Source organism: Novosphingobium sp. NBM11 (genome assembly GCF_015390225.1).
Taxonomy (GTDB): domain Bacteria; phylum Pseudomonadota; class Alphaproteobacteria; order Sphingomonadales; family Sphingomonadaceae; genus Novosphingobium.
In genome coordinates, this window is the sequence record NZ_VUOG01000001.1 from 1,642,446 (window position 1) to 1,661,830 (window position 19,385).

Annotated in this window: 14 protein-coding genes; 9 read left to right on the forward strand and 5 right to left on the reverse strand. The window is 65.9% G+C overall.

The genetic code is table 11. From position 1 onward, the window contains the following. Nucleotides 1-22 precede the first annotated feature (22 nt). Both F1640_RS07780 and F1640_RS07785 read left to right on the forward strand, forming a co-directional pair. Nucleotides 23-1,015, forward strand: a complete 993-nt coding sequence (locus F1640_RS07780) for a hypothetical protein (protein WP_255530308.1) — start codon at nt 23-25, stop codon at nt 1,013-1,015. Then, nucleotides 915-2,087: a glycosyltransferase gene (locus F1640_RS07785; protein WP_194918581.1), complete on the forward strand. Its 1,173-nt coding sequence runs from the start codon at nt 915-917 to the stop codon at nt 2,085-2,087. The genes F1640_RS07780 and F1640_RS07785 overlap by 101 nt, the downstream gene beginning before the upstream one ends. A 148-nt stretch (nt 2,088-2,235) precedes the next feature. Here F1640_RS07785 and F1640_RS07790 read toward each other — a convergent pair whose 3' ends face one another. The 3 genes from F1640_RS07790 to F1640_RS07800 all read right to left on the reverse strand — a co-directional run bounded on the left by F1640_RS07790 (nt 2,236) and on the right by F1640_RS07800 (nt 8,218). Then, nucleotides 2,236-4,575: a TonB-dependent receptor gene (locus tag F1640_RS07790; protein ID WP_124809354.1), complete on the reverse strand. Its 2,340-nt coding sequence runs from the start codon at nt 4,573-4,575 to the stop codon at nt 2,236-2,238. Nucleotides 4,576-4,909: 334 nt separating this feature from the next. Beyond that, nucleotides 4,910-7,195: a TonB-dependent receptor gene (locus F1640_RS07795; protein ID WP_194918583.1), complete on the reverse strand. Its 2,286-nt coding sequence runs from the start codon at nt 7,193-7,195 to the stop codon at nt 4,910-4,912. 102 nt (nt 7,196-7,297) lie between these two features. Continuing rightward, the gene (locus F1640_RS07800; RefSeq protein ID WP_124809356.1) at nt 7,298-8,218 is read right to left on the reverse strand and encodes a LysR family transcriptional regulator; all 921 of its coding nucleotides are present in this window, start codon (nt 8,216-8,218) and stop codon (nt 7,298-7,300) included. A gap of 106 nt (nt 8,219-8,324) precedes the next feature. On the opposite strand from F1640_RS07800, the gene F1640_RS07805 reads away from it, so the two are divergent. The 7 genes from F1640_RS07805 (at nt 8,325) to F1640_RS07835 (ending at nt 16,984) form a co-directional block, all read left to right on the forward strand. Then, complete coding sequence (locus tag F1640_RS07805) at nt 8,325-9,023, forward strand: pirin family protein (RefSeq protein WP_194918585.1); 699 nt, start codon at nt 8,325-8,327, stop codon at nt 9,021-9,023. A 43-nt stretch (nt 9,024-9,066) separates the two neighbouring features. Beyond that, on the forward strand, nt 9,067-9,480 hold the full coding sequence (locus tag F1640_RS07810; protein ID WP_194918587.1) for a DoxX family protein: 414 nt from the start codon (nt 9,067-9,069) through the stop codon (nt 9,478-9,480). 78 nt (nt 9,481-9,558) lie between these two features. Beyond that, nucleotides 9,559-10,146: a nitroreductase family protein gene (locus F1640_RS07815; protein WP_194918589.1), complete on the forward strand. Its 588-nt coding sequence runs from the start codon at nt 9,559-9,561 to the stop codon at nt 10,144-10,146. A gap of 165 nt (nt 10,147-10,311) precedes the next feature. Then, the gene (locus F1640_RS07820; RefSeq protein WP_194918591.1) at nt 10,312-10,938 is read left to right on the forward strand and encodes a murein L,D-transpeptidase catalytic domain family protein; all 627 of its coding nucleotides are present in this window, start codon (nt 10,312-10,314) and stop codon (nt 10,936-10,938) included. Nucleotides 10,939-11,268: 330 nt separating this feature from the next. After that, entirely contained in the window at nt 11,269-12,435 is a 1,167-nt protein-coding gene (locus F1640_RS07825; RefSeq protein ID WP_233497370.1) for an efflux RND transporter periplasmic adaptor subunit, read from the forward strand. A 5-nt stretch (nt 12,436-12,440) separates the two neighbouring features. After that, nucleotides 12,441-15,575 (forward strand): efflux RND transporter permease subunit, encoded by a 3,135-nt coding sequence (locus F1640_RS07830; RefSeq protein WP_309229219.1) that lies wholly within the window; start codon nt 12,441-12,443, stop codon nt 15,573-15,575. Further along, entirely contained in the window at nt 15,572-16,984 is a 1,413-nt protein-coding gene (locus tag F1640_RS07835; RefSeq protein WP_194918592.1) for an efflux transporter outer membrane subunit, read from the forward strand. The genes F1640_RS07830 and F1640_RS07835 overlap by 4 nt, the downstream gene beginning before the upstream one ends. 6 nt (nt 16,985-16,990) lie before the next feature. Here F1640_RS07835 and F1640_RS07840 read toward each other — a convergent pair whose 3' ends face one another. Together F1640_RS07840 and F1640_RS07845 are read right to left on the reverse strand one after the other, a co-directional pair. Beyond that, a complete protein-coding gene (locus F1640_RS07840; protein ID WP_194918594.1) occupies nt 16,991-17,443 on the reverse strand; it encodes a MaoC family dehydratase in 453 nt (150 codons plus the stop codon). Continuing rightward, a complete protein-coding gene (locus F1640_RS07845) occupies nt 17,443-19,380 on the reverse strand; it encodes an acetyl/propionyl/methylcrotonyl-CoA carboxylase subunit alpha (RefSeq protein WP_194918596.1) in 1,938 nt (645 codons plus the stop codon). The genes F1640_RS07840 and F1640_RS07845 overlap by 1 nt, the downstream gene beginning before the upstream one ends. Nucleotides 19,381-19,385: the final 5 nt, after the last annotated feature.

Genomic DNA, 19,385 nt, shown 5'->3' on the forward strand with positions numbered 1-19,385 from the left:
GTCCGATGTCTCCGCACCCGGGATGAGCCTGCCCGATCCGATCGCCGCCGGCGCCGGGCTGCGCAAGTGGAGCCCCCTGCTCGGCCCCGCCATTTCGCTGGCGATTCTCGGCGCGGTCCTGCTGCAGCTGCGCGAACTGAACTGGTCGATGATCTGGTCGATCATCCCCCGATCGCCGCTGGTATGGCTGGTGCTTGCGGCCAGCTATTTCGCCGCGCCGGCCGCGGACTGGCTGATCTTCCGCCGCCTGTGGAACATCCCGGCGGCGGGCTTCATCCCGCTGGTCAAGAAGATGATCGGCAACGAGCTGCTGCTGGGTTACGTCGGCGAGGTCTACTTCTACGACTGGGCGCGCAAGCATGTGAAGATGGAAGGTTCGCCCTTCGGCGCGGTGAAGGACGTGGCCATCCTCTCGGCACTGGCGGGCAACATCCTCACGCTGGCCATGCTGGCGCTGGCCTGGCCGCTGATCGGGCTGCTGGGCTTCGGCAAGGACGGCAACCTCATGGCGATGTCGATCGGCATCGTCCTGCTGACCTCGCTGGTCATCATGTTCTTTCCGCAACGGGCTGCTCAGCCTGCCGCGCGACGAACTCATCTACACCTTCGTCGTCCACTGCCTGCGCGTGATCGCCAACACCGGCTTCGCCGCGCTCGCCTGGCACCTGATCCTGCCGGGCGTGAGCCTGGGATCGTGGCTGCTGCTCGCCACGATGCGCCTGCTGATCTCGCGCCTGCCGCTGATTCCCAACAAGGACATCGCCTTTGCCGGCGTCGCCACCCTGCTGGTGGGCGAACACCTCAAGATCGGGGTGATGATCGCGATGGTCTCGATGCTGATCCTGGCCACGCACGTCATCCTGTTCCTGGCGCTGACGGTGCTGGACGCGGTGCGCAAGGAAAAGGCGGCGTAGATGAAGATCGTCGACGTCTGCGCCTTCTATGCTCCCAAGGGCGGCGGCGTGCGGACCTATATCGACCGCAAGCTCAAGGCCGGCGCCGCGCTGGGGCATGAAGTGGTGGTCATCGCCCCTGGCGCCCACGATCATGTCGAACAGCGCGGCCCCAATGCCCGGATCGTGTGGCTGAAATCGCAGCTGTTCCCGCTCGATTTCAACTATCGCTATTTCAACGATACCGAAGCGCTCTATGCCGCGCTCGATCGCGAGGCGCCCGATTTCGTCGAAGTCTCTTCCCCCTGGCGCAGCGCCAGCACGATCGCCGACTGGCCGGGCAATGCCCCGCGCGCGCTGATCATGCATGCCGATCCGCTGTCGGCCTATGCCTATCGCTGGCTCGATCCCGTGGCCAAGCGCCCCACGATCGATCGCGCGTTCGACCGTTACTGGCGGCACCTGCGCCGGCTTGACGGGAAATACGACATGGTGGTCAGCGCCAGTCCCGGGCTGTCCGCGCGGCTGGTCGAAGGCGGTTTGCGCCACGTGGTGACCAACCCGATGGGCGTCGATCCGGGCGTGTTTTCACCGCGCCTGCGCGATGAAGACCTGCGCCGCCGCCTGCTGGCGATGTGCGAGCTGCCCGAAAGCGCCACGTTGCTGCTCGGCGTCGGCCGCTTCGCGCCCGAAAAGCGTTGGCCGATGCTGGTCGAGGCGGTCGAGGCCGCCGGCTCGCGCCATCCGGTCGCGCTGGTGCTGGTGGGACAGGGGCGGGACCGCAAGGCGATCGTCCGCCGCGTTTCGGCCAATCCGCATATCCGCATCCTGAAGCCGATCACCGATCGCGGCGAACTTGCCCGCGTGATGGCCAGCGCCGACGCGCTGGTCCACGGGTGCGAGGCGGAAACGTTCTGCATGGTCGCCGCCGAAGCGCGCGCCAGCGGCCTGCCGCTGATCGCGCCCGACGAAGGCGGCGCGGCGGATCAGGCCCGCGCCTCCGGCGGCTGGACCTATGCTTCGGCCAGCGCCGCCGCCGCTGCGGATGCCATCGCCGACTATGCCGCGCGGCGCGAACGCGGCGAAACCGGCCCGCACGCGATCATCCCGCCGCCGCGCACGATGGACGATCACTTCGCAGAGCTGTTCGCCTCTTACGAACGCCTGGTTACTCCGCACCGCCGCGCGGCCTGAAGGCTGCCCCCCATTTCACGCGAAAGCCGCCGGCCAGTGCCGACGCGTACAAAAAAGCGGCGGCAAGGCACAGGCCCGCCGCCGCAAAGGGTGGTCAGAAGTAAGCCGGGGCAGGCCAGCAGCCCGTCCCGGCCTTATTCGTCATGCGTCAGAACTGAACCGTCGCATCGATACCGAAGGTGCGCGGCGCGTTGTAGTTCGCGTAGTCGCCCAGCGAGGTGTTGGCGCCCGAACGACGATAGATGTGTTCTTCGTTGAACAGGTTGCGCGCCCAGGCCGAAACGGTCAGCTTCTGGCCGCCATCGCTCATCGGGATGTCCGCCAGCGACAGGCGGGCGTTCACGATGAAGCTCTTGTCGGTCATCAGCTTTTCGCCGGCGAACGAGTGGACAGGATCGCTGTAGTTGCCATCGACGTGGAAGCGCAGTTCGGTACCGGCGCCGCCGACCGGCAGTTCATAATCCATCGAGCCCGACAGCGCGTTCTTCGGCGTGTACAGGATATAGACCGTTTCGAAGACCGGCGTGGTCACCGGCGGATTGAGCGAGGCGTTCAGCGCTTCCTGCACCGTGTTCCGCGCCGGCGGCACGTGGGTGTAGGTATAGGCGTAGGACAGGCCCATCGACAGCCCGTCGACCGGACGCACGGTCAGGTCCGCTTCAACGCCGCGAATCTTGGTGGTGCCAAGCGCGTTGACGGTTTCCAGCGTGTTCCGGACGGTGCCGTTCTGCTGCAGGATGAAGTAGTTGAAGTCCACCTGCGTGTTGTCGCGGTCCATGATGTAACCGGCCACGTTGAAGCGCACCTTGCGGTCGAAGAACTCGGTCTTCAGGCCCACTTCGTAGGACTTCACCGATTCCGGCCCGAACGAGCGATAGTTCAGCGAGCGCGAGCTGGCGCCGCCAGCGCGGTAGCCGGTGGCATACTTGGCGTATACGTTGATGTCGGGGTTGACCTCGTAGGCCAGCACCACCAGCGGATCGAACCGGCTGTTCGACTGGTCGAACGTGAAGTTCGTTGCCGCGCCGTTGACGGTGTAGAGCAGACCGTTCTTGTCGTCCTTGGTATAGCGGCCGCCGACCGTGATGTGCAGCGGATCGAACGGGTTGTAAGTCACCTGGCCGTAAGCGGCATAGCTCTTGGCATAGGCCGTGCTGGCACGCGCCAGCGTAGCGCTGAGGTACGTCGACGGATCGTTGATGGTGTAGCCGTTGAGCGCCGCGTTCCACTTGTTGGTGTTCGGCGTGCGCGCCCAGTCGCTGGCGCGTTCGTTGAAGTAGTACAGGCCGAACACGTAGTCGAACTTGCCGGCCGAACCGACCGCCTGGAGTTCCTGGCTGAACTGGCGCTGCTGCAACCCGGCCAGCGAATAGCGGCTGAAGTTGACGTTCGGCCCCCAGATCGGCGTGCGGTGCGCGCCGCCCGAGTTGTCCCACTGTTCGTCGCTGACCGTGCGCCAAGACGTGATCGAGCGCAGTTCCAGGCCCGGCGACACCTTGTAGCTGATGTGCCCGGTGAAGCCCTTGGTGATGTCGATGCTCGGCTGCTGCGGCACACCGATATCGGCCGAGGTGGCACGGCCATAGCCGTACTGGATCAGCGGCGTGCCGTTGGCATCCTTGGGGATGTTGGCAAGCGCGGACGGCGTGATCGTCACGAGCTGGCTGTAGAACGGCGTGTTCTCGTCGCGCGACTTGTCGAACGCGAGGTCGATGGTCAGATCGCTTGTGGGCTTCCAGCGCGCCGCGATGCGGCCACCGTAGCGGTGATACTGGTTCCAGCCGGCCTGGCCCGCCAGCGGGTTCTTGATCGTCGGATCCTGGTGCTGAAGCACACCATCGAGCTTGATCGAGATATTGTGGTATTCGGGCAGATCGAGGTGCAACTGGGCGTTGTACGAACCATAGTTGCCCACGCCAGCCTGCAGGCGGCCACCGAATTCGCCGGTGGGCGCCTTGAGCACCATCGACAGCGCGCCGCCTTCGGTGTTCCGGCCGAACAGGGTGCCCTGCGGCCCCTTGAGCACTTCGACGCGCTCGACGTCATAGAGGCTGGCGTTCAGGCCATGCTGACGGCCGAGGTAGACACCATCGAGGTAGACGCCGACGCCCTGTTCGCGCGCGGGCTGGTTGGCGTCGTCGGGAACGATGCCGCGAATACCGATCGTCAGCGCCGACTGGCGCGCTTCGAAGGTGGAGATGCGCAGCGACGGAACCGAGCCGTCGGCAAGGTCCATCAGACTCTGGACGTGGCGCTTCTTGAGATCGTCCGCGCCCATCACCGAGATCGAGATCGGCGTCTGCTGGAGGTTCGTCTCGCGCTTGGTGGCGGTGACGACGATTTCGGTCAGGCCGGTGCTGTCGGTTTCGGGCGAAGCGGCATCGGCGGCGGGTGCGGCGGCTTCAGCGGCGAAGGCGGGGCTGACGGCAAGCGCAAGCGCTCCCGTTCCGGCCAGCAGGCCGGCACGCAGACAGGTCTGGAAGTTCATGTTTCCCTCACTTGTGAGGACTTGTGTCCTCGGGCGAGGCCGCGTCTAGCCGCCTTCCAATGCAGTTTTGTTACGGTCCCGCCGATTCTCTCGGGAAATGTTCGCGCACTGCGACGGACATGTGACGAAACCCAGGAATTTCAGAACGTTTCCAGATATTTACCGCGGGGGAAAAATGCGGATGCCAATCCGCGAATCGCCCGTTCCCTGCGGCACGATCGGCGGTGCAGCGGCCCGTCGTCTGAAACAAAACGCCCCCCATCCCGAAGGATGGAAGGCGCTCCGCATTTGTTTTGATCGGAGCCGATACCCGGCTCCGAAATGGTGGCAAGTGTCAGAAGGCGGTCTTCAGCGTCACGAACACCTGCCGCGGCGCGCCGGCCAGCAGGGTCTGGTTATCGCCGCTGAAGCCGAAGCCGTTCGAACCGATCGTGGCGACATAGCGTTTGTCGAACAGGTTGGTGGCGTTGACCTGCAGTTCCACCGGCTTGCGCCAGCCCACGTTGAAGCGATAGCCCAGCGAGGCATCGATCAGCGTGCGCGCGGGCACCTCCTGATCGTTGAGATAGGTGAAATAGCGCTTCGACATGTAATTGGCCGAGATGCGGCCGAAGAACCCGTCGCTGTCATACGAGATTTCGCCGCGCAGCAGATGCTTGGGCGCGTCGACCACGGTCTTGCCCTTGGTCGCATAGAAGTTGCCCTTCGCGTCGGTGATGTCGTCGCGATACGTCGTGTCGTTGTAGCTGTAGGAGGCGAACGCGCCGAAGCCCATCGGCAGCTTCACGTCGAGCGCCGCCTCGATGCCCACCGCGCGCACGCTGCCCACGTTCTGCAGCGCGTTGGCCGCGCCGACGATGCCGACCGAGGTGGGAATGGTCAGCAGGCGGTTGCGGAAGTCGACATAGTAGCCGGCCAGCACCGCGTTCACCACGCCGGTGTTGTAGCGCAGGCCGCCTTCATAGGTATCGGACTGCTCGGGCTTCAGCTTGCCCTTGATCGCGTCGAACCCGGCCTGGGTGGACGAGAACGGCCCCGTCGTCGCCGACGAGACGAAGGCCCGCGTCACCGAGGTGAAGCCGGCGAACGCTTCCAGCCCCCGCCCGAACTTGTAGTTCACGCCCACGTGCGGCTGGAACCAGTCGCGCGCGGACAGGCGGCCGATCGTCCGGTCCCCCAGCACCAGCGGGTTGGCGTTGTTGTTGACCTGGAACCCCTTCCAGCCCAGGTTGATGTGCGCGTCGCCCAGCGTGATCTGGTCCTCGACATAATACTGCACCGTGGCGGTGTTGTACTTGATGTCCCACTGGGTGAAGAACGGGTTGCGCATGAAATCCAGGTGGTTGCGGCCCGGATTGGTACGGCTTTCATAGGCGTAGAAGCGCCGCGCCTGCTCGAAATTGTTGTTTTCGTACCACGCGCCGATGGCCACCTGGTTCGCGCCGAGATCGAGGTTCACGCTGCCGAACATGCCGGCGCGGTCGATCGTGTACTCGGTCGTGCGCACCGCCATCGGCACGCCGGTCGGGCTGTTGACATAGGGCGTGCCCCAGGTGCCCTGCCCCGAGTTGTGGTGGTAATAGGTCTTGAACTTGAAGGTCACCTTGTCACCGGCGGGGGCGGTGAGGCCCACCGCGCCCAGCCAGTCGCGGCGCAGGCCCGATGCGTCATAATAGGCATCGTCGAGCGTCTGGATCGGCGCCGGATAGACCGTGCCCGCCGTCGGGTTGAGCGGCGTGGTGCCGCTGTCGCCGCGATTGGCGCCGATATCCGCCACCCGCACCGCCAGCGCGTATTGCGAAGGGCCGAAATTGTCCCAGTCGTAGCCAAGCCGCTTGATCATGCCGAGCGAGAGATCCTGATAGTCCTGCTCGGCCCGGTCGGAATAGCTGAGATAGGCATCGACCGTGGCATCGCCCAGCGGCGCCACCACCTTGGCGTTGGCCATCAGCGTGCGCTGCTGCCCATCACCCTTCCACTTGTCGAGGTTCTGGTATTGCACGGAAGCAAAGGCGCGCAGCCCGTCGGCGGTGCCCAGGCCGACCCTGCCGAAAACGCGCACGGTGTTCGAGGAACCGTAGGTCACGTTGCCGTCCACGCCCAGCACGCGCGCGGGATCGATCGATTCGAACTCCAGCGTGCCGCCCAGGTTGTTGGTCGATTGCGTGTCGATCGAGCCCGACCCCTGCGACACGCGGGTCACGCCGATGTTTTCGGACGTGATCGCGCGGCTGATGTGCAGTCCGTTGACGTTGCCATAGGTCATGTCGCCCAGCGGAATGCCATCCAGCGTGAAACCAAGCTGGTTCTGGTTGAACCCGCGAATGGTGATGCGGGTCGACCATTCGTAGTTTCCGAAAGGATCGGCCGACTGGAAGTTGACGCTGGGCAGTTTCTCGATGGCCTTCAGCGGGCTGGTGCCCGCCGCCAGCAGCGTCAGATCGGCGTTGGAGATTTCCTGGACCTGCCGCGTCTGGCCGGCACCGAACACGACGATTTCCGCACCGGCGGACGCATCGGCGGGAGCGGGCGCGGCTTCGTCGGCCGGGGCTTCGGCGGCAAAGGCGGGAGCGGCGACGGCCATGGCGGTCGTCACGAACAAGGCAGTCACACAGCGCATCTCTTTTCCCCTCATGGGCCTGGACTCGAGATGCGCCGCTAGACGGCCCGTGTTGCATGATCGTGCAGTTTTCCTTTCATTTCAAAGGCGGATTTGTGCGCGCTATATGACGATGGGGCCGGCGTGATCGCCACCACACCCCGCTTTCAGCGCCTCGATCAGCCAGGAACGCGCCGGCCCCGGCGGGCAATCCCGCCGCCACTGCGCGTTAAACGGATAGGCCACGCCGGGCGCTTCCTGCATCGGCAGCCGCACGAGTCGCCCGGCGTCGAGATCGTCTTGCACCAGATGCAGCGGCATGTTGCCCCAGCCGATCCCTTCCAGCAGCAAGGCGTGCTTGGCGCCGAGATCGCCCAGCCGCCACGTGCGCGCGCTGAGCACAGAGAAATCGCGGCCCTCGGTCAGGCTGGAACGGTCGGTCAGGACCAGTTGCAGATGCTGCCGCCCGGCCCCCGGGGGGATCTCTGTCAGGCGCGCCAGCGGGTGCGAAGGCGCGGCCACCGGCAGCAGTTCCACCTCGCCGATCCGCATCCGGTCGAGCACGGGGTCCTCGATCACCACCGGCCCCGTCACGCCCACATGCGCCCGCCCCTCCAGCAGCATTCCGGCGATCGCGCCCAGGGCTTCCACGTGCAGGCGCAGGTCCACCGTCGGGAAATAGGCCTGGAACTGCCGGCAAAGCCGCGCCAGCCACGCGGTGGGATACATCACGTCCACGGCCAGCGTCAGTTCCGCCTCCAGCCCCTGGTTATAGCCGCGCACCGAGGCCATCAGCGCGTCAATATCGTCCGCCACCGCCCGTGCCGTCGCCAGCACCGCGCGGCCCGCTTCGGTCAGCGTCGGCCGGCGCGATCCCTCGCGCTCGAACAGGGTGACACCGAACTGCGCCTCCAGGTTGGCGATGCCATAGCTGATGACCGAGATGGCCCGGCCCAGCTTGCGCGCGGCGCCGTTGAAACTGCCTTCATCGACCACGGCGAGGAAGATGCGGATCTGGTCGATGGTTGGCTGGCCGACGTCCACGTTCGATACTCCTGAACATTCCCATCAATTTTATCGGAATTTTCAGATTGCCTTTCAAGGGCCATACCAAGGTCATTCGCTGCAACGCGATTTTTGGAGACATCCCGTGATCGAAGTTCGCCCCTTCCATTCGCTTGGCGCCGCCAACCACGGCTGGCTCGATGCGCACCACCATTTCTCGTTCGCCGACTATTACGACCCGCAGCGCGTGCAGTGGGGCGCCCTGCGCGTGTGGAACGATGATACCATCGCGGCGCAGAGCGGTTTCCCGCCGCATCCGCACAGCGACATGGAAATCGTCACCTATGTCCGCACCGGCGCGATCTCGCACCGCGACAACCTGGGCAACGCCGGCCGCACCGTGGCGGGAGACGTGCAGGTCATGTCCGCCGGCACCGGCATCCAGCATGCCGAATACAATCTGGAAGACGAGGAAACGACGCTGTTCCAGATCTGGATCATGCCCGACCGGCGCGGCCATGCGCCAAGCTGGGGCACGCGGCCCTTCCCGCGCGACAGCCGCACCGGCCGCTTCGACGTGCTGGCTTCGGGCGTCGCCGGTGACGAGGACGCGTTGCGCATCAACGCCAATGCCCGCGTACTGGGCGCGACGTTGCCGGCAGGCCAGAGCCTGCGTTACGAAATCGATCCCGACCGCCATGCCTATCTGGTTCCGGCCACCGGCCGCATCCGCATTGGCGATGCAGAAGCACAGGCCCGCGATGGCGTGGCCATCACCGGCATCGATACCATCGAGATTACCGCGCTCGATGACAGCGAGATCGTCCTCGTCGACGCGGCCTGACTACCCCCCTTCTCCCCCCTTCGAACAGAAAGAATCCCATCCCATGACCATTCAGACCACTACCGCCCGCCCCGGCACTTCCGCCAGCGATGTCGCCGCTCTTGCCGGTCGCATCCTCCTTGCCGCCATCTTCGTGCTGAGCGGCCTGTCCAAGGTCGCCGCGCCCGCCGGAACGATCGGCTATATCGCCAGCGCGGGCCTGCCCTTGCCGCAAATCGGCCTGGCCATCGCCGTTATCGTGGAACTGGGCGGCGGTCTGGCACTTGTGGCCGGCTTCCGCGCCCGGTTCGTCGCAGCGGTGCTGGCGTTGTTCAGCCTGGCAACCGCGCTCGCCTTCCACAACCACCTTGCGGACCAGAACCAGTTCATCCACTTCTTCAAGAACGTGGCGATGGCTGGCGGCCTGTTGCAGGTCGTCGCTTTCGGCGCCGGCCGCTTCGCGCTCGACCGCCGTTGAGACCACGCATCCGGGCGGCCTCACCAGCCGCCCGCCCCTTTGCTGTCATCCCCGAAACTCGTTCCGGAAGGCCACGCCATGGAAAGCCGAACCACCAATCCCCGCCTTGTTCCGCTGCTGATCGACCGCTGGTCGCCGCGCGCCTTCGATGGCAGCGCCCTGCCGCAGGAAGACCTCGAGGTGATCCTGGAGGCTGCCGGCCTCGCCCCTTCGGCCTTCAATTACCAGCCTTGGCGCTTTCTCTATGCCGTGAACGGCGATGCGCACTGGGATCTGTTCCTTTCGCTGCTGATTCCGTTCAACGCCAGCTGGGCGAAGCAAGCCGGCGCGCTGGTCTTCATCCTCTCGGAAACGCACATGGGCAGCGGTGACGAAGCGCGGCCATCGCACAGCCACAGCTTCGACGCGGGCGCCGCCTGGGCGCAGCTGGCCCTGCAAGCCACGGCGATGGGCTACCACGCCCACGGCATGACCGGAATCGACTTCGACCGCATCCGTTCGGAACTCGGCATTCCCGAAAGCTTCCGCGTCGAAGCCGCCGCCGCGATCGGCCGCAAGGCTTCGCTGGACGTGCTGCCCGAAGGCCTGCGCGCCAAGGAAGCGCCGAGCGGTCGCAAGGCCGTGGGTACGATTGCCGCCCCAGGAGCCTTCGACGCCCTGCCCTGAAAACCGGGCAGGCGAAGCGAGCCGCGGCGGCAAAAGTTCCCGCCCCGCGGCTCGCCCCACGCGATCCCTGGCACCGCTCGCCGCACTTTCCTCCGTTGCGGTTTGAAATTCGCCGGGCTGCTCCGTACATCCCGGACAAGAGCAAAATCGGGGTCTCGGAATAGCATGTACCTGGGCAGGCGCCATTTTCTGGGCGCCATTGCCGGGTCGGCAGCCAGCCTGTTCATGCCGCGCGATCTTGCGCAGGCGATCGCCCCCCAGCCGGAACACCTTCCGGCGGGCGCAGACAGGTCCGTGCTGTTGTCTCGCGCATTGGCGGCCTTGCAGCAGCATCACGATCGCGTCGCCAGCCGCGACGTGATCGGCATCGTCGACTTTTCGGCGCCTTCGCTTCTGCCGCGCTTCCAGCTGGTCGATGTGGCGGCAGGAAAGGTCATTTCCGACCATCTCGTCGCGCACGGCAGCGGTTCCGATCCCGGCAACAGCGGCTGGGTCCAGCGTCTGTCGAACCGGCCCGGCTCCAACGCCTCGTGCAGCGGGGCCTTCCTGACCGGCGAAATCTACAGCGGCAAGCATGGCCGGTCCCGCCGGCTTCAAGGTCTGGATACCGAAAACAGCATGGCCTCCAGCCGTGGCATCGTGATCCACGCCGCGCGCTATGTCGCGCCCGATCTGGCGGAAAGCCAGGGGCGCGTGGGCCGCAGCCAGGGCTGCTTCGCGGTCTCCGCAGACGACATCTCCCATGTGCTCGAACGGCTCGGCCCCGGCCGCCTGCTGTTCGCCGCGCGCTGACTGCGCCGTCCGCCGGCTTCCCGCGACCGACGGCTCACCGCCTCCTTTTTTGACAAACGTCCAAAAAGGAGGTGTGCAGAATCTCCATTTGTATCATTGTGTCGCATCGATGCGGCAACGCAGCATAGGCAGGCGCACGCGCCGCGCGATGTGCTAGCAAGCTGCGAATCACGCGTTGAAAGCCATGGGGGCTTTCGGGGGAGACCATGTCGGAACATGACCTTGCCGCTGTCCGCACGGGGCGGTCGTTCTGATCTGCGGGAAATGCCATCGCCGATGCTGCCGTTGCTCCCTTGTCCGCATGGTCCGATGAAAGATTGCGAGCCGAAATTGCGTTTCCTTCTACCCTTGGCCTGCACCGCTCTCCTGCTTGCCGGATGCGGCGACAAGAAGGGAGACAAACAGTCGCCGACGCCCACCGTGGGCGTGATTGCCGCCCGCGCGGGACCGGTCGCGCTGACCGCGGACCTGGCCGGACGGACGCAGGCGTCGGAAGTGGCCGAAGTGCGGCCACAGGTGTCGGGCATCGTCATGGCTCGGCTGTTCGAGGAAGGCAGCAACGTCCGCGCGGGCCAGCCGCTCTATCAGATCGATTCGCGCCTCTATGCGGCGTCCCAGCAGCAGGCGAGCGCCGCGCTGACCAACGCGCAGGCATCGGTCGAAGCCAGCCGCCTGAAAGCGGAGCGCTATCGCGTACTGGCCGAGGAAGGCGGGATCAGCAAGCAGGACGCGGCGGATGCCATCGCGGCTTACAACCAGGCCCGCGCCCAAGTGGCGCTCAACCGCGCGTCGCTGGCTTCCGCCAACGTCAACCTGGGCTTCACCCGGATCACCTCTCCGATCAGCGGCCGGATCGGCCGGTCGGCCGTGACCAAGGGCGCGCTGGTGACGTCCAATCAGGCCGATGCGCTGGCCAAGGTGCAGCGGCTCGATCCGATCTGGGTCAACATCCAGCAATCGAGCACCGATTTCATGGCGCTGCGCCGCTCGATGGACGCCGGACGCATCGCGGCGGGATCGACGCCGGTGCGCATCATCCTGTCGGACGGCAGCGAATTTCCGGTCGAGGGCAAGCTGAACTTCGCGGATATCGACGTGAACGAGCAGACCGGCACGGTCACGCTGCGCGCCACCGTGCCCAATCCGCGTGGCGATCTGCTGCCCGGCCTGTTCGTGCGCGCGCGCGTGGGCCAGGGCACCGTGCCTGACGGCATCCTCGTCCCGCAAACGGCCGTCACGCGGTCTCCACGCGGCACCGCCACCGTGCTGGTCGTCAACGCCAAAAGCATGATCGAAACGCGGAACGTAACCGCGGATACCGCCGTCGGCACGAACTGGCTGATCACCAGTGGCCTCAAGCCCGGCGAGAAGATCGTGGTCGAAGGGCTGCTCAAGGCCCGCCCCGGCGCGAAGGTGAAGGCAGTGCCGGCGGGCAGCAAGGCAGCGGAAGAGGGTGGCGGGAAAGGTGCCGGCGCGCCGGCCGCCGCTGGCAAGTAAACGCCGTGCTGTCGAAATTCTTCGCGCATCGCCCGATCTTCGCCTGGGTCATCGCCATCGTGGTGATGGCCGCGGGCGGGTTCTCGATCACCACGATGGCGGTGGAGCAATATCCCGACATCGCGCCGCCGACCGTCTCGATCAACGCCAGTTACAACGGCGCGGACGCGCAGACGATCGAAAACAGCGTGACCCAGGTGCTGGAACAGCAGCTCAAGGGCATCGACGGGCTGCTCTATTTCACGTCCAGCAGCAGCAACGGTTCGGCGCAGATCACGGTGACCTTCGAAAAGGGCATCAATCCCGATACCGCGCAGGTCCAGGTGCAGAACGCGATCGCGCGCGGCGTCACGCGGCTGCCGCAGATCGTGCAGCAACTGGGCGTGAACGTGAACAAGGCGCAGGCCGACCAGTTGATGGTCGTCTCGCTCTACGATTCCACCGGCCGCAGCGACAACGCGGACATCGCCGACTATCTCGCCACGCACTTCCAGGACCCGATCTCGCGCGTGGAAGGTGTGGGCAGCGCCGACATCTTCGGCTCGCAATACGCCATGCGCATCTGGCTCGATCCCAACCGGCTCAACGCGGTGAAGCTGATGCCGGCGGACGTGATTTCGGCGCTGCAGGCCCAGAACACGCAGGTTTCGGCGGGCGAGATCGGCGCCCTGCCGTCGCAGCCGGGGCAGCGCCTCAACGCCACGGTAACGGCCCGGTCGCGCCTGGAAACGATCGACCAGTTCAAGGCGGTCGTACTCAAGACCCAGGCCGATGGCTCCACCGTCACGCTGGGCGATGTCGCCCGCGTCGAAATGGGGCTGGAGAATTACGGCTCGATCAACAAGTTCAACGGCGCGCCCGCCACCGGCCTCGCCATCAATCTGGCATCCGGCGCCAACGCCATGGCCACCGCGCGGCTGGTCAAGGAAAAGGTCGCCGAACTGTCGACCGAGCTGCCCGAAGGCTACGCGGTCGCTTATCCGCGCGACAGCAGCACGTTCGTGAAGATTTCGATCGAGGAAGTCGTCTGGACGCTGATCGAGGCGATCGGGCTGGTCGTGGTGGTGATGTTCGTGTTCCTGCAGAACTGGCGCGCCACGCTGATTCCCGCGATCGCCGTGCCGGTGGTGCTGCTGGGCACCTTCGGCATCCTCGCCGCCGTGGGCTATTCGGTCAACACGCTGACCATGTTCGGCCTCGTCCTTGCCATCGGCCTGCTGGTCGACGATGCCATCGTGGTGGTCGAGAATGTCGAGCGCGTGATGCACGAGGAACACCTGCCCCCGCTGGAGGCGACGGTGAAATCCATGGGCGAGATCACCTCGGCGCTCATCGGCATCACCTTGGTTCTGACCGCCGTGTTCATCCCCATGGCCTTCTTCGGCGGATCGACCGGCGTGATCTATCGCCAGTTCTCGGTCACCATCGTGTCCGCCATGGCGCTGTCGGTGATGGTCGCGCTGACGCTGACGCCGGCGCTGTGCGCCACGCTGCTGAAGGAGCACGAGAAGCCGCGAGGCTGGTTCTTCGCCAAATTCAACCGCAGCTATGAGCGGCTGGAAGGCGGCTATCGCAACCGGCTGCTGCGGGTGGTGAGCCGGCCGCTTCCGGGCATGCTGGTGTTCGGCGGCGTTTGCCTGGGCATGGCGCTGCTCTATGCGCGGCTGCCCACCAGCTTCCTGCCGGACGAGGATCAGGGCAACCTTTCGCTCAGCTACACGCTGCCCGCCGGATCGACCATCGAACAGACGCAAGCCGTGGCCGACCAGCTTTCGGACTACATCAACCGCACGGAAAGCCACAACATCCAGGCCGTGTTCACCGTGGTGGGCCGCGGACAGGGCGGCAGCGGGCAGAACACCGGCCAGGGCTTCATCCTGCTCAAGCCGTGGGACGAACGGGTGGGCAGCGCGAACAGCGCCTCCGCCATCGCGCAACGCATCAACAAGCATTTCGCCTCCTCGCGCGATGGGCAGATTCTCGTCCTTTCGCCGCCCGCAATCCGCGGGTTGGGCAACGCATCGGGCTTCGAGATGTGGCTGCAGGATGCCGAAGGACAGGGCACCGCCGCGCTGACCGCCGCGCGCAAGGACCTGCTGGCGCAGGCGGCCGACGAGCCCCGGCTGGGCCAGGTGCGCTTCAACGGCCTTGAGGACACGCCGCAGCTGAAGGTGAAAGTGGATGACGCCGCGCTCACCGCGTTCCAGATCACGCCAGCCAACGTCAATTCCACGCTCTCGACCGCGTGGGGCGGCACGTATGTGAACGACTTCATCGACCGCGGCCGCGTCAAGCGCGTCTATGTCCAGGGCGATGCGCCGTTCCGCAGCCGGCCATCGGACCTGAGCCAGTGGTTCGTGCGCACCGCCGATGGCGACATGGCGCCCTTCTCGGCCTTTGCCGAAACGAGCTGGACGATCGGCGCGCCGATCCTGCGGCGCTTCAACGGCATTTCCGCGCAACAAGTGCAAGGCGCGCCGGGGCCGGGCACCAGTTCCGGCGATGCCATGAACGTGATCGAGAAAATGGCCAGCCAGCTCGATGGTGGCTTCACCGTGGCGTGGAGCGGGCTATCCTATCAGGAACGCCGGTCGAGCAGCCAGGCGCCGGTGCTCTATGCCGTGTCGATCTTCTTCATCTTCCTGTGCCTTGCCGCGCTCTACGAAAGCTGGTCGGTGCCGTTCTCGGTCCTGCTGGTCATTCCGCTGGGCGTGGTCGGCGCGGTGCTGGCGGTGACGCTGCGCGGGTTCGACAACGACATCTATTTCCAGGTGGCGCTGCTCACCACGATCGGCCTTTCCGCCAAGAACGCGATCCTGATCGTCGAATTCGCCGAAGCCGCGCTGCGCAGCGGCGTGCCGCCGCTCGAAGCCGCGCTAGAGGCCGCGCGGTTGCGCTTCCGCCCGATCATCATGACCAGCGTGGCCTTTATCGCCGGCGTGGTTCCGCTGGTGATCGCCAGCGGCGCGGGCGCGAACGGGCGGCGCGCGATCGGCACCGGGGTGATGGGCGGGATGCTTTCGGCCACCGCGCTCGCCATCTTCCTCGTCCCGCTGTTCTTCGTGCTGGTGATGCGCTGGTTCGCGCGCAAGGCGGCAACCACGCCCGCGCCCGCAACCGGGCAGGAGGCCGAAGCATGAACCGCCGCCTTCTGTTCGCCACGCTGCCGCTCGCCGCACCGATGGCGATCCTGGCCGGGTGCAACATGGCACCGAAATACATCCGCCCCGAAGCGCCCGTCGCCCCCGCGCTGCCGCAGGGAGAATCCTATCCCGTGCTGGCCGCCGGTGAGACGCGCATCGACGAGATCGGCTGGCGCGATTTCTTCCTCGACGACCGGCTGCGGCAGGTTATCGCCCTGTCGCTCGCCAACAACCGCGATCTGCGCGTGGCCGTGGCCAACGTGGAACAGGCGCAGGCGCTCTATCGCGTGCAGCGCGCCGCCCTGTTCCCCACCATCGCCGCCACCGCGACCGGATCGGAAGCGCGCACCAACGGCCTCACGGTCGATACCCTGTCCACCGGCATCGGCATCTCCTCGTTCACGCTCGATCTGTTCGGCCGGCAGCGCAATCTCACGCAGGCGCAGTTCCAGACCTTTCTCGCCACCGACGAAGGGCGCAAGGCCACGCAGATCACGCTTGTCGCCGAAGTGGCGACCGCGTGGCTGACCTATGCCGCCAATGCCGATCTGCTGCGCGTGGCGGAAGAAACGCTGCAATCGCGCGAACAGAGCCTGGCGCTCACGCAGCGGCGCGAGGCCATGGGCATCGGCACCCGGCTCGACATCGCGCAGGCGCAGACCGCGCTCCAGACCGCGCGATCGGACGTTGCCGACTACAAGACGCGGCTGGCGCAGGCGCGCAACGCACTGGAACTGCTGGCCGGCGCGCCCGTAAGCGAGGCCATGCTGGCGGACACGCTGGGCAACGGCGGGCAAACGCTCGCCACCCTGCCGGTAAACCTGTCCTCCGCCGTGCTGCTGAAACGGCCGGACGTGCTGGGCGCCGAACATCGGCTGCACGCGGCCTATGCCAATATCGGCGCGGCGCGCGCGGCATGGTTCCCCACGATCTCGCTGACGGCCGCGCTCGGCGTCGCCTCGGGCAGCCTTTCCGGCCTGTTCAACAGTGGCGATTTCCGCTGGAACGCATCGGGCAACGCCAGCGAAACCGTGTTCGATGCCGGCGCGCGCAGCGGCAACCTCGCCTCGGCCAAGGCCGCGCGCACCGCAGCCGTCGCCACCTACGAAAAGGCGATCCAGACCGCGTTCAGCGAAGTGGCCAACGCGCTCGCCCGGCGCGGCACGATCGACGACAAGCTGGCCGCGCAACTCGCGCTAACGGACAACGCCGGTCGCGCGCTCACCCTGTCGCAATCGCGCTATCGCAACGGGATCGACACCTACCTGACCACGCTGGACGCGCAGCGCACGCTCTACACCGCGCGCCTCAGCCTGGTGAACACGCGGCTGGCGGCGGCGAGCAACATGGTGGAGCTATACCGCAGCCTGGGCGGCGGCCTGAACGCGGAGCCCGCGCGCCCCTGAACCGCCTTACGCCGGCCGCTTCCTGAGCAAGGCGCTGCGCAGGCAGCGGCACACCACCTCGTCGCGCTGGTTGATCAGTTCATGCGTGAAGGTGACGATTCCCGCGCCCGGCCGGCTTTTCGATTCCTTCAGCTCGGCCACCTCGCTCGTCGCGCGCATGGTATCGCCGATGAACACCGGCTTGGGCATCACCAGCTTGTCATAGCCGAGGTTGGCGACCAGCGTGCCCAGCGTGGTATCGCCCACGGACAGGCCGACCATCAGCGCGAAGGTGAAGGTGCCGTTGACCAGGATCTGGCCGAACTCGCTCGCCCTGGCCGATTCCAGATCGATGTGCAGCGGCTGCGGATTGTGCGTCATGGTCGAGAACAGCAGGTTGTCGGTTTCGGTCACGGTGCGGCGGATGTCGTGATCGATCCGATCACCCACCTGCCATTCGTCGAAAAAGCGCCCGGCCATCAGCCTTCCTCCTGCTCCACGCGCGCCAGCAGCGCCTCGACCTGCACTTGCGCGCCGGGGGTGACGGTCAGCTCCGCCACGGTGCCGTCGAACGGCGCGGTCAGCGCGTGTTCCATCTTCATCGCTTCCAGCACCAGCAGCTTCTGGCCCTTGGCCACCGTGTCGCCCGCCGCGACATCGACCGAGATCACCTTGCCGGGCATGGGGGCGAGGATGGCGCCATCACCGGCGTGATGGGTGTTCGTGCCCCGCGATTGGCGGACCGTGATTCGGTGCGTGTGACCTCCGCATGAGGCGAAGACAACATCGTTCACCCGCTCCGATGGACCGTAGATGTCGTGCATCTCGGGCACCTCACAAGCCATGTCGCCTTCGACAGCTTTCCCATCGGCGTCGAGGTAAACCCGGCTTTCACGCGGTGCGTTAAGGCGGAAACCTTGAAGGCGCTGTGGCAAATCGGAGGAAACAAGCAATTCGGCCGCACGGGTCAGTGCGTACTGACCCGGCCCTTCATCCTCATGGATCACATCAGGGTGATCATCGATGAAGGCGGTGGATAGCCGGACCCTATGGAAGTCCGGCTCGACAAGCAGTCCGTGCAGCATCGATGCGTTCGTCTTGACGGGCCAACAACGAACTGCACCAGCCGCGCTCGTGAGTCCAATCGTTGCGTTCAAGCGATCCGGCGCATGGGCAATCAGCTTGGCGACCATGGGATCATAGAAGGGCGTGACCTCGTCGCCTTCTTCATAGCCGGTATCGATGCGCAACCGGGCGTCTTGCACATTCCAGTGCCAACAGTTGTCGACACCGCGATATTCATACGGCTCAAGCTTTTCGGGAAGCTGGAAGTATTCCAGTTTGCCAATGCTCGGCAGGGAACCCTTGGCCGGATCTTCCGCGTAGAGCCGCGCCTCGATGGCGTGACCGTCGATCCTTAGCTGATCCTGCCGTTTGGGTAGCGGTTCGCCGCTCGCCACGCGCAACTGCCATTCGACCAGATCGACGCCAGTGATCATCTCCGTCACCGGATGTTCGACCTGGAGCCGCGTGTTCATTTCCATGAACCAGATGCGGTCGGCGCGCAGGCCTTCGCTGGCATCCGCGATGAATTCGATCGTGCCCGCGCCCTCGTAGTCCACCGCCTTGGCCGCGCGGACGGCGGCGCTGCACACGGCCTGGCGCGTCGCTTCGTCCATGCCCGGCGCGGGGGCTTCCTCGATCACCTTCTGGTGGCGGCGCTGGAGCGAGCAATCGCGCTCGAACAGGTGGACCACGTTGCCGTGGCTATCCCCGAACACCTGCACCTCGATGTGGCGGGGGGAGAGGATGTACTTCTCGATCAGCACGCGATCGTCGCCGAAGCTCGCGGCCGCCTCGCGGCGGCAGGAGGCCAGCGCTTCGGCAAAGTCCGCCGCCGTCTCCACCCGGCGCATACCCTTGCCGCCCCCGCCCGCGACGGCCTTGATCAGGACGGGATAGCCGATGGCATCCGCCTCGGCCTGAAGCCGCGCCTCGGACTGGTCTTCGCCAAGATAGCCGGGGGTCACCGGCACGCCGGCGGCGATCATGCGCGCCTTGGCCGCGTCCTTGAGGCCCATCGCGGTGATCGAGGCCGGCTTGGGACCAACCCATACGAGGCCCGCATCCAGCACCGCCTGGGCAAATTCGGCGTTTTCGGAAAGGAAGCCGTAGCCGGGATGGATCGCCTGCGCTCCGGTGGCCCTGGCGGCGGCGATGATCTTTTCCCCCACAAGGTAGCTTTCGCGCGCCGGCGACGGGCCGATATGCACCGCCTCATCCGCCGAGCGGACATGCAGCGCCTTCGCATCGGCGTCGGAATAGACCGCCACCGTGCGAATACCCATGCCCCGAGCGGTGCGGATGACACGGCAGGCGATTTCGCCGCGATTGGCGATGAGAAGGGACTGGATCATGGCCA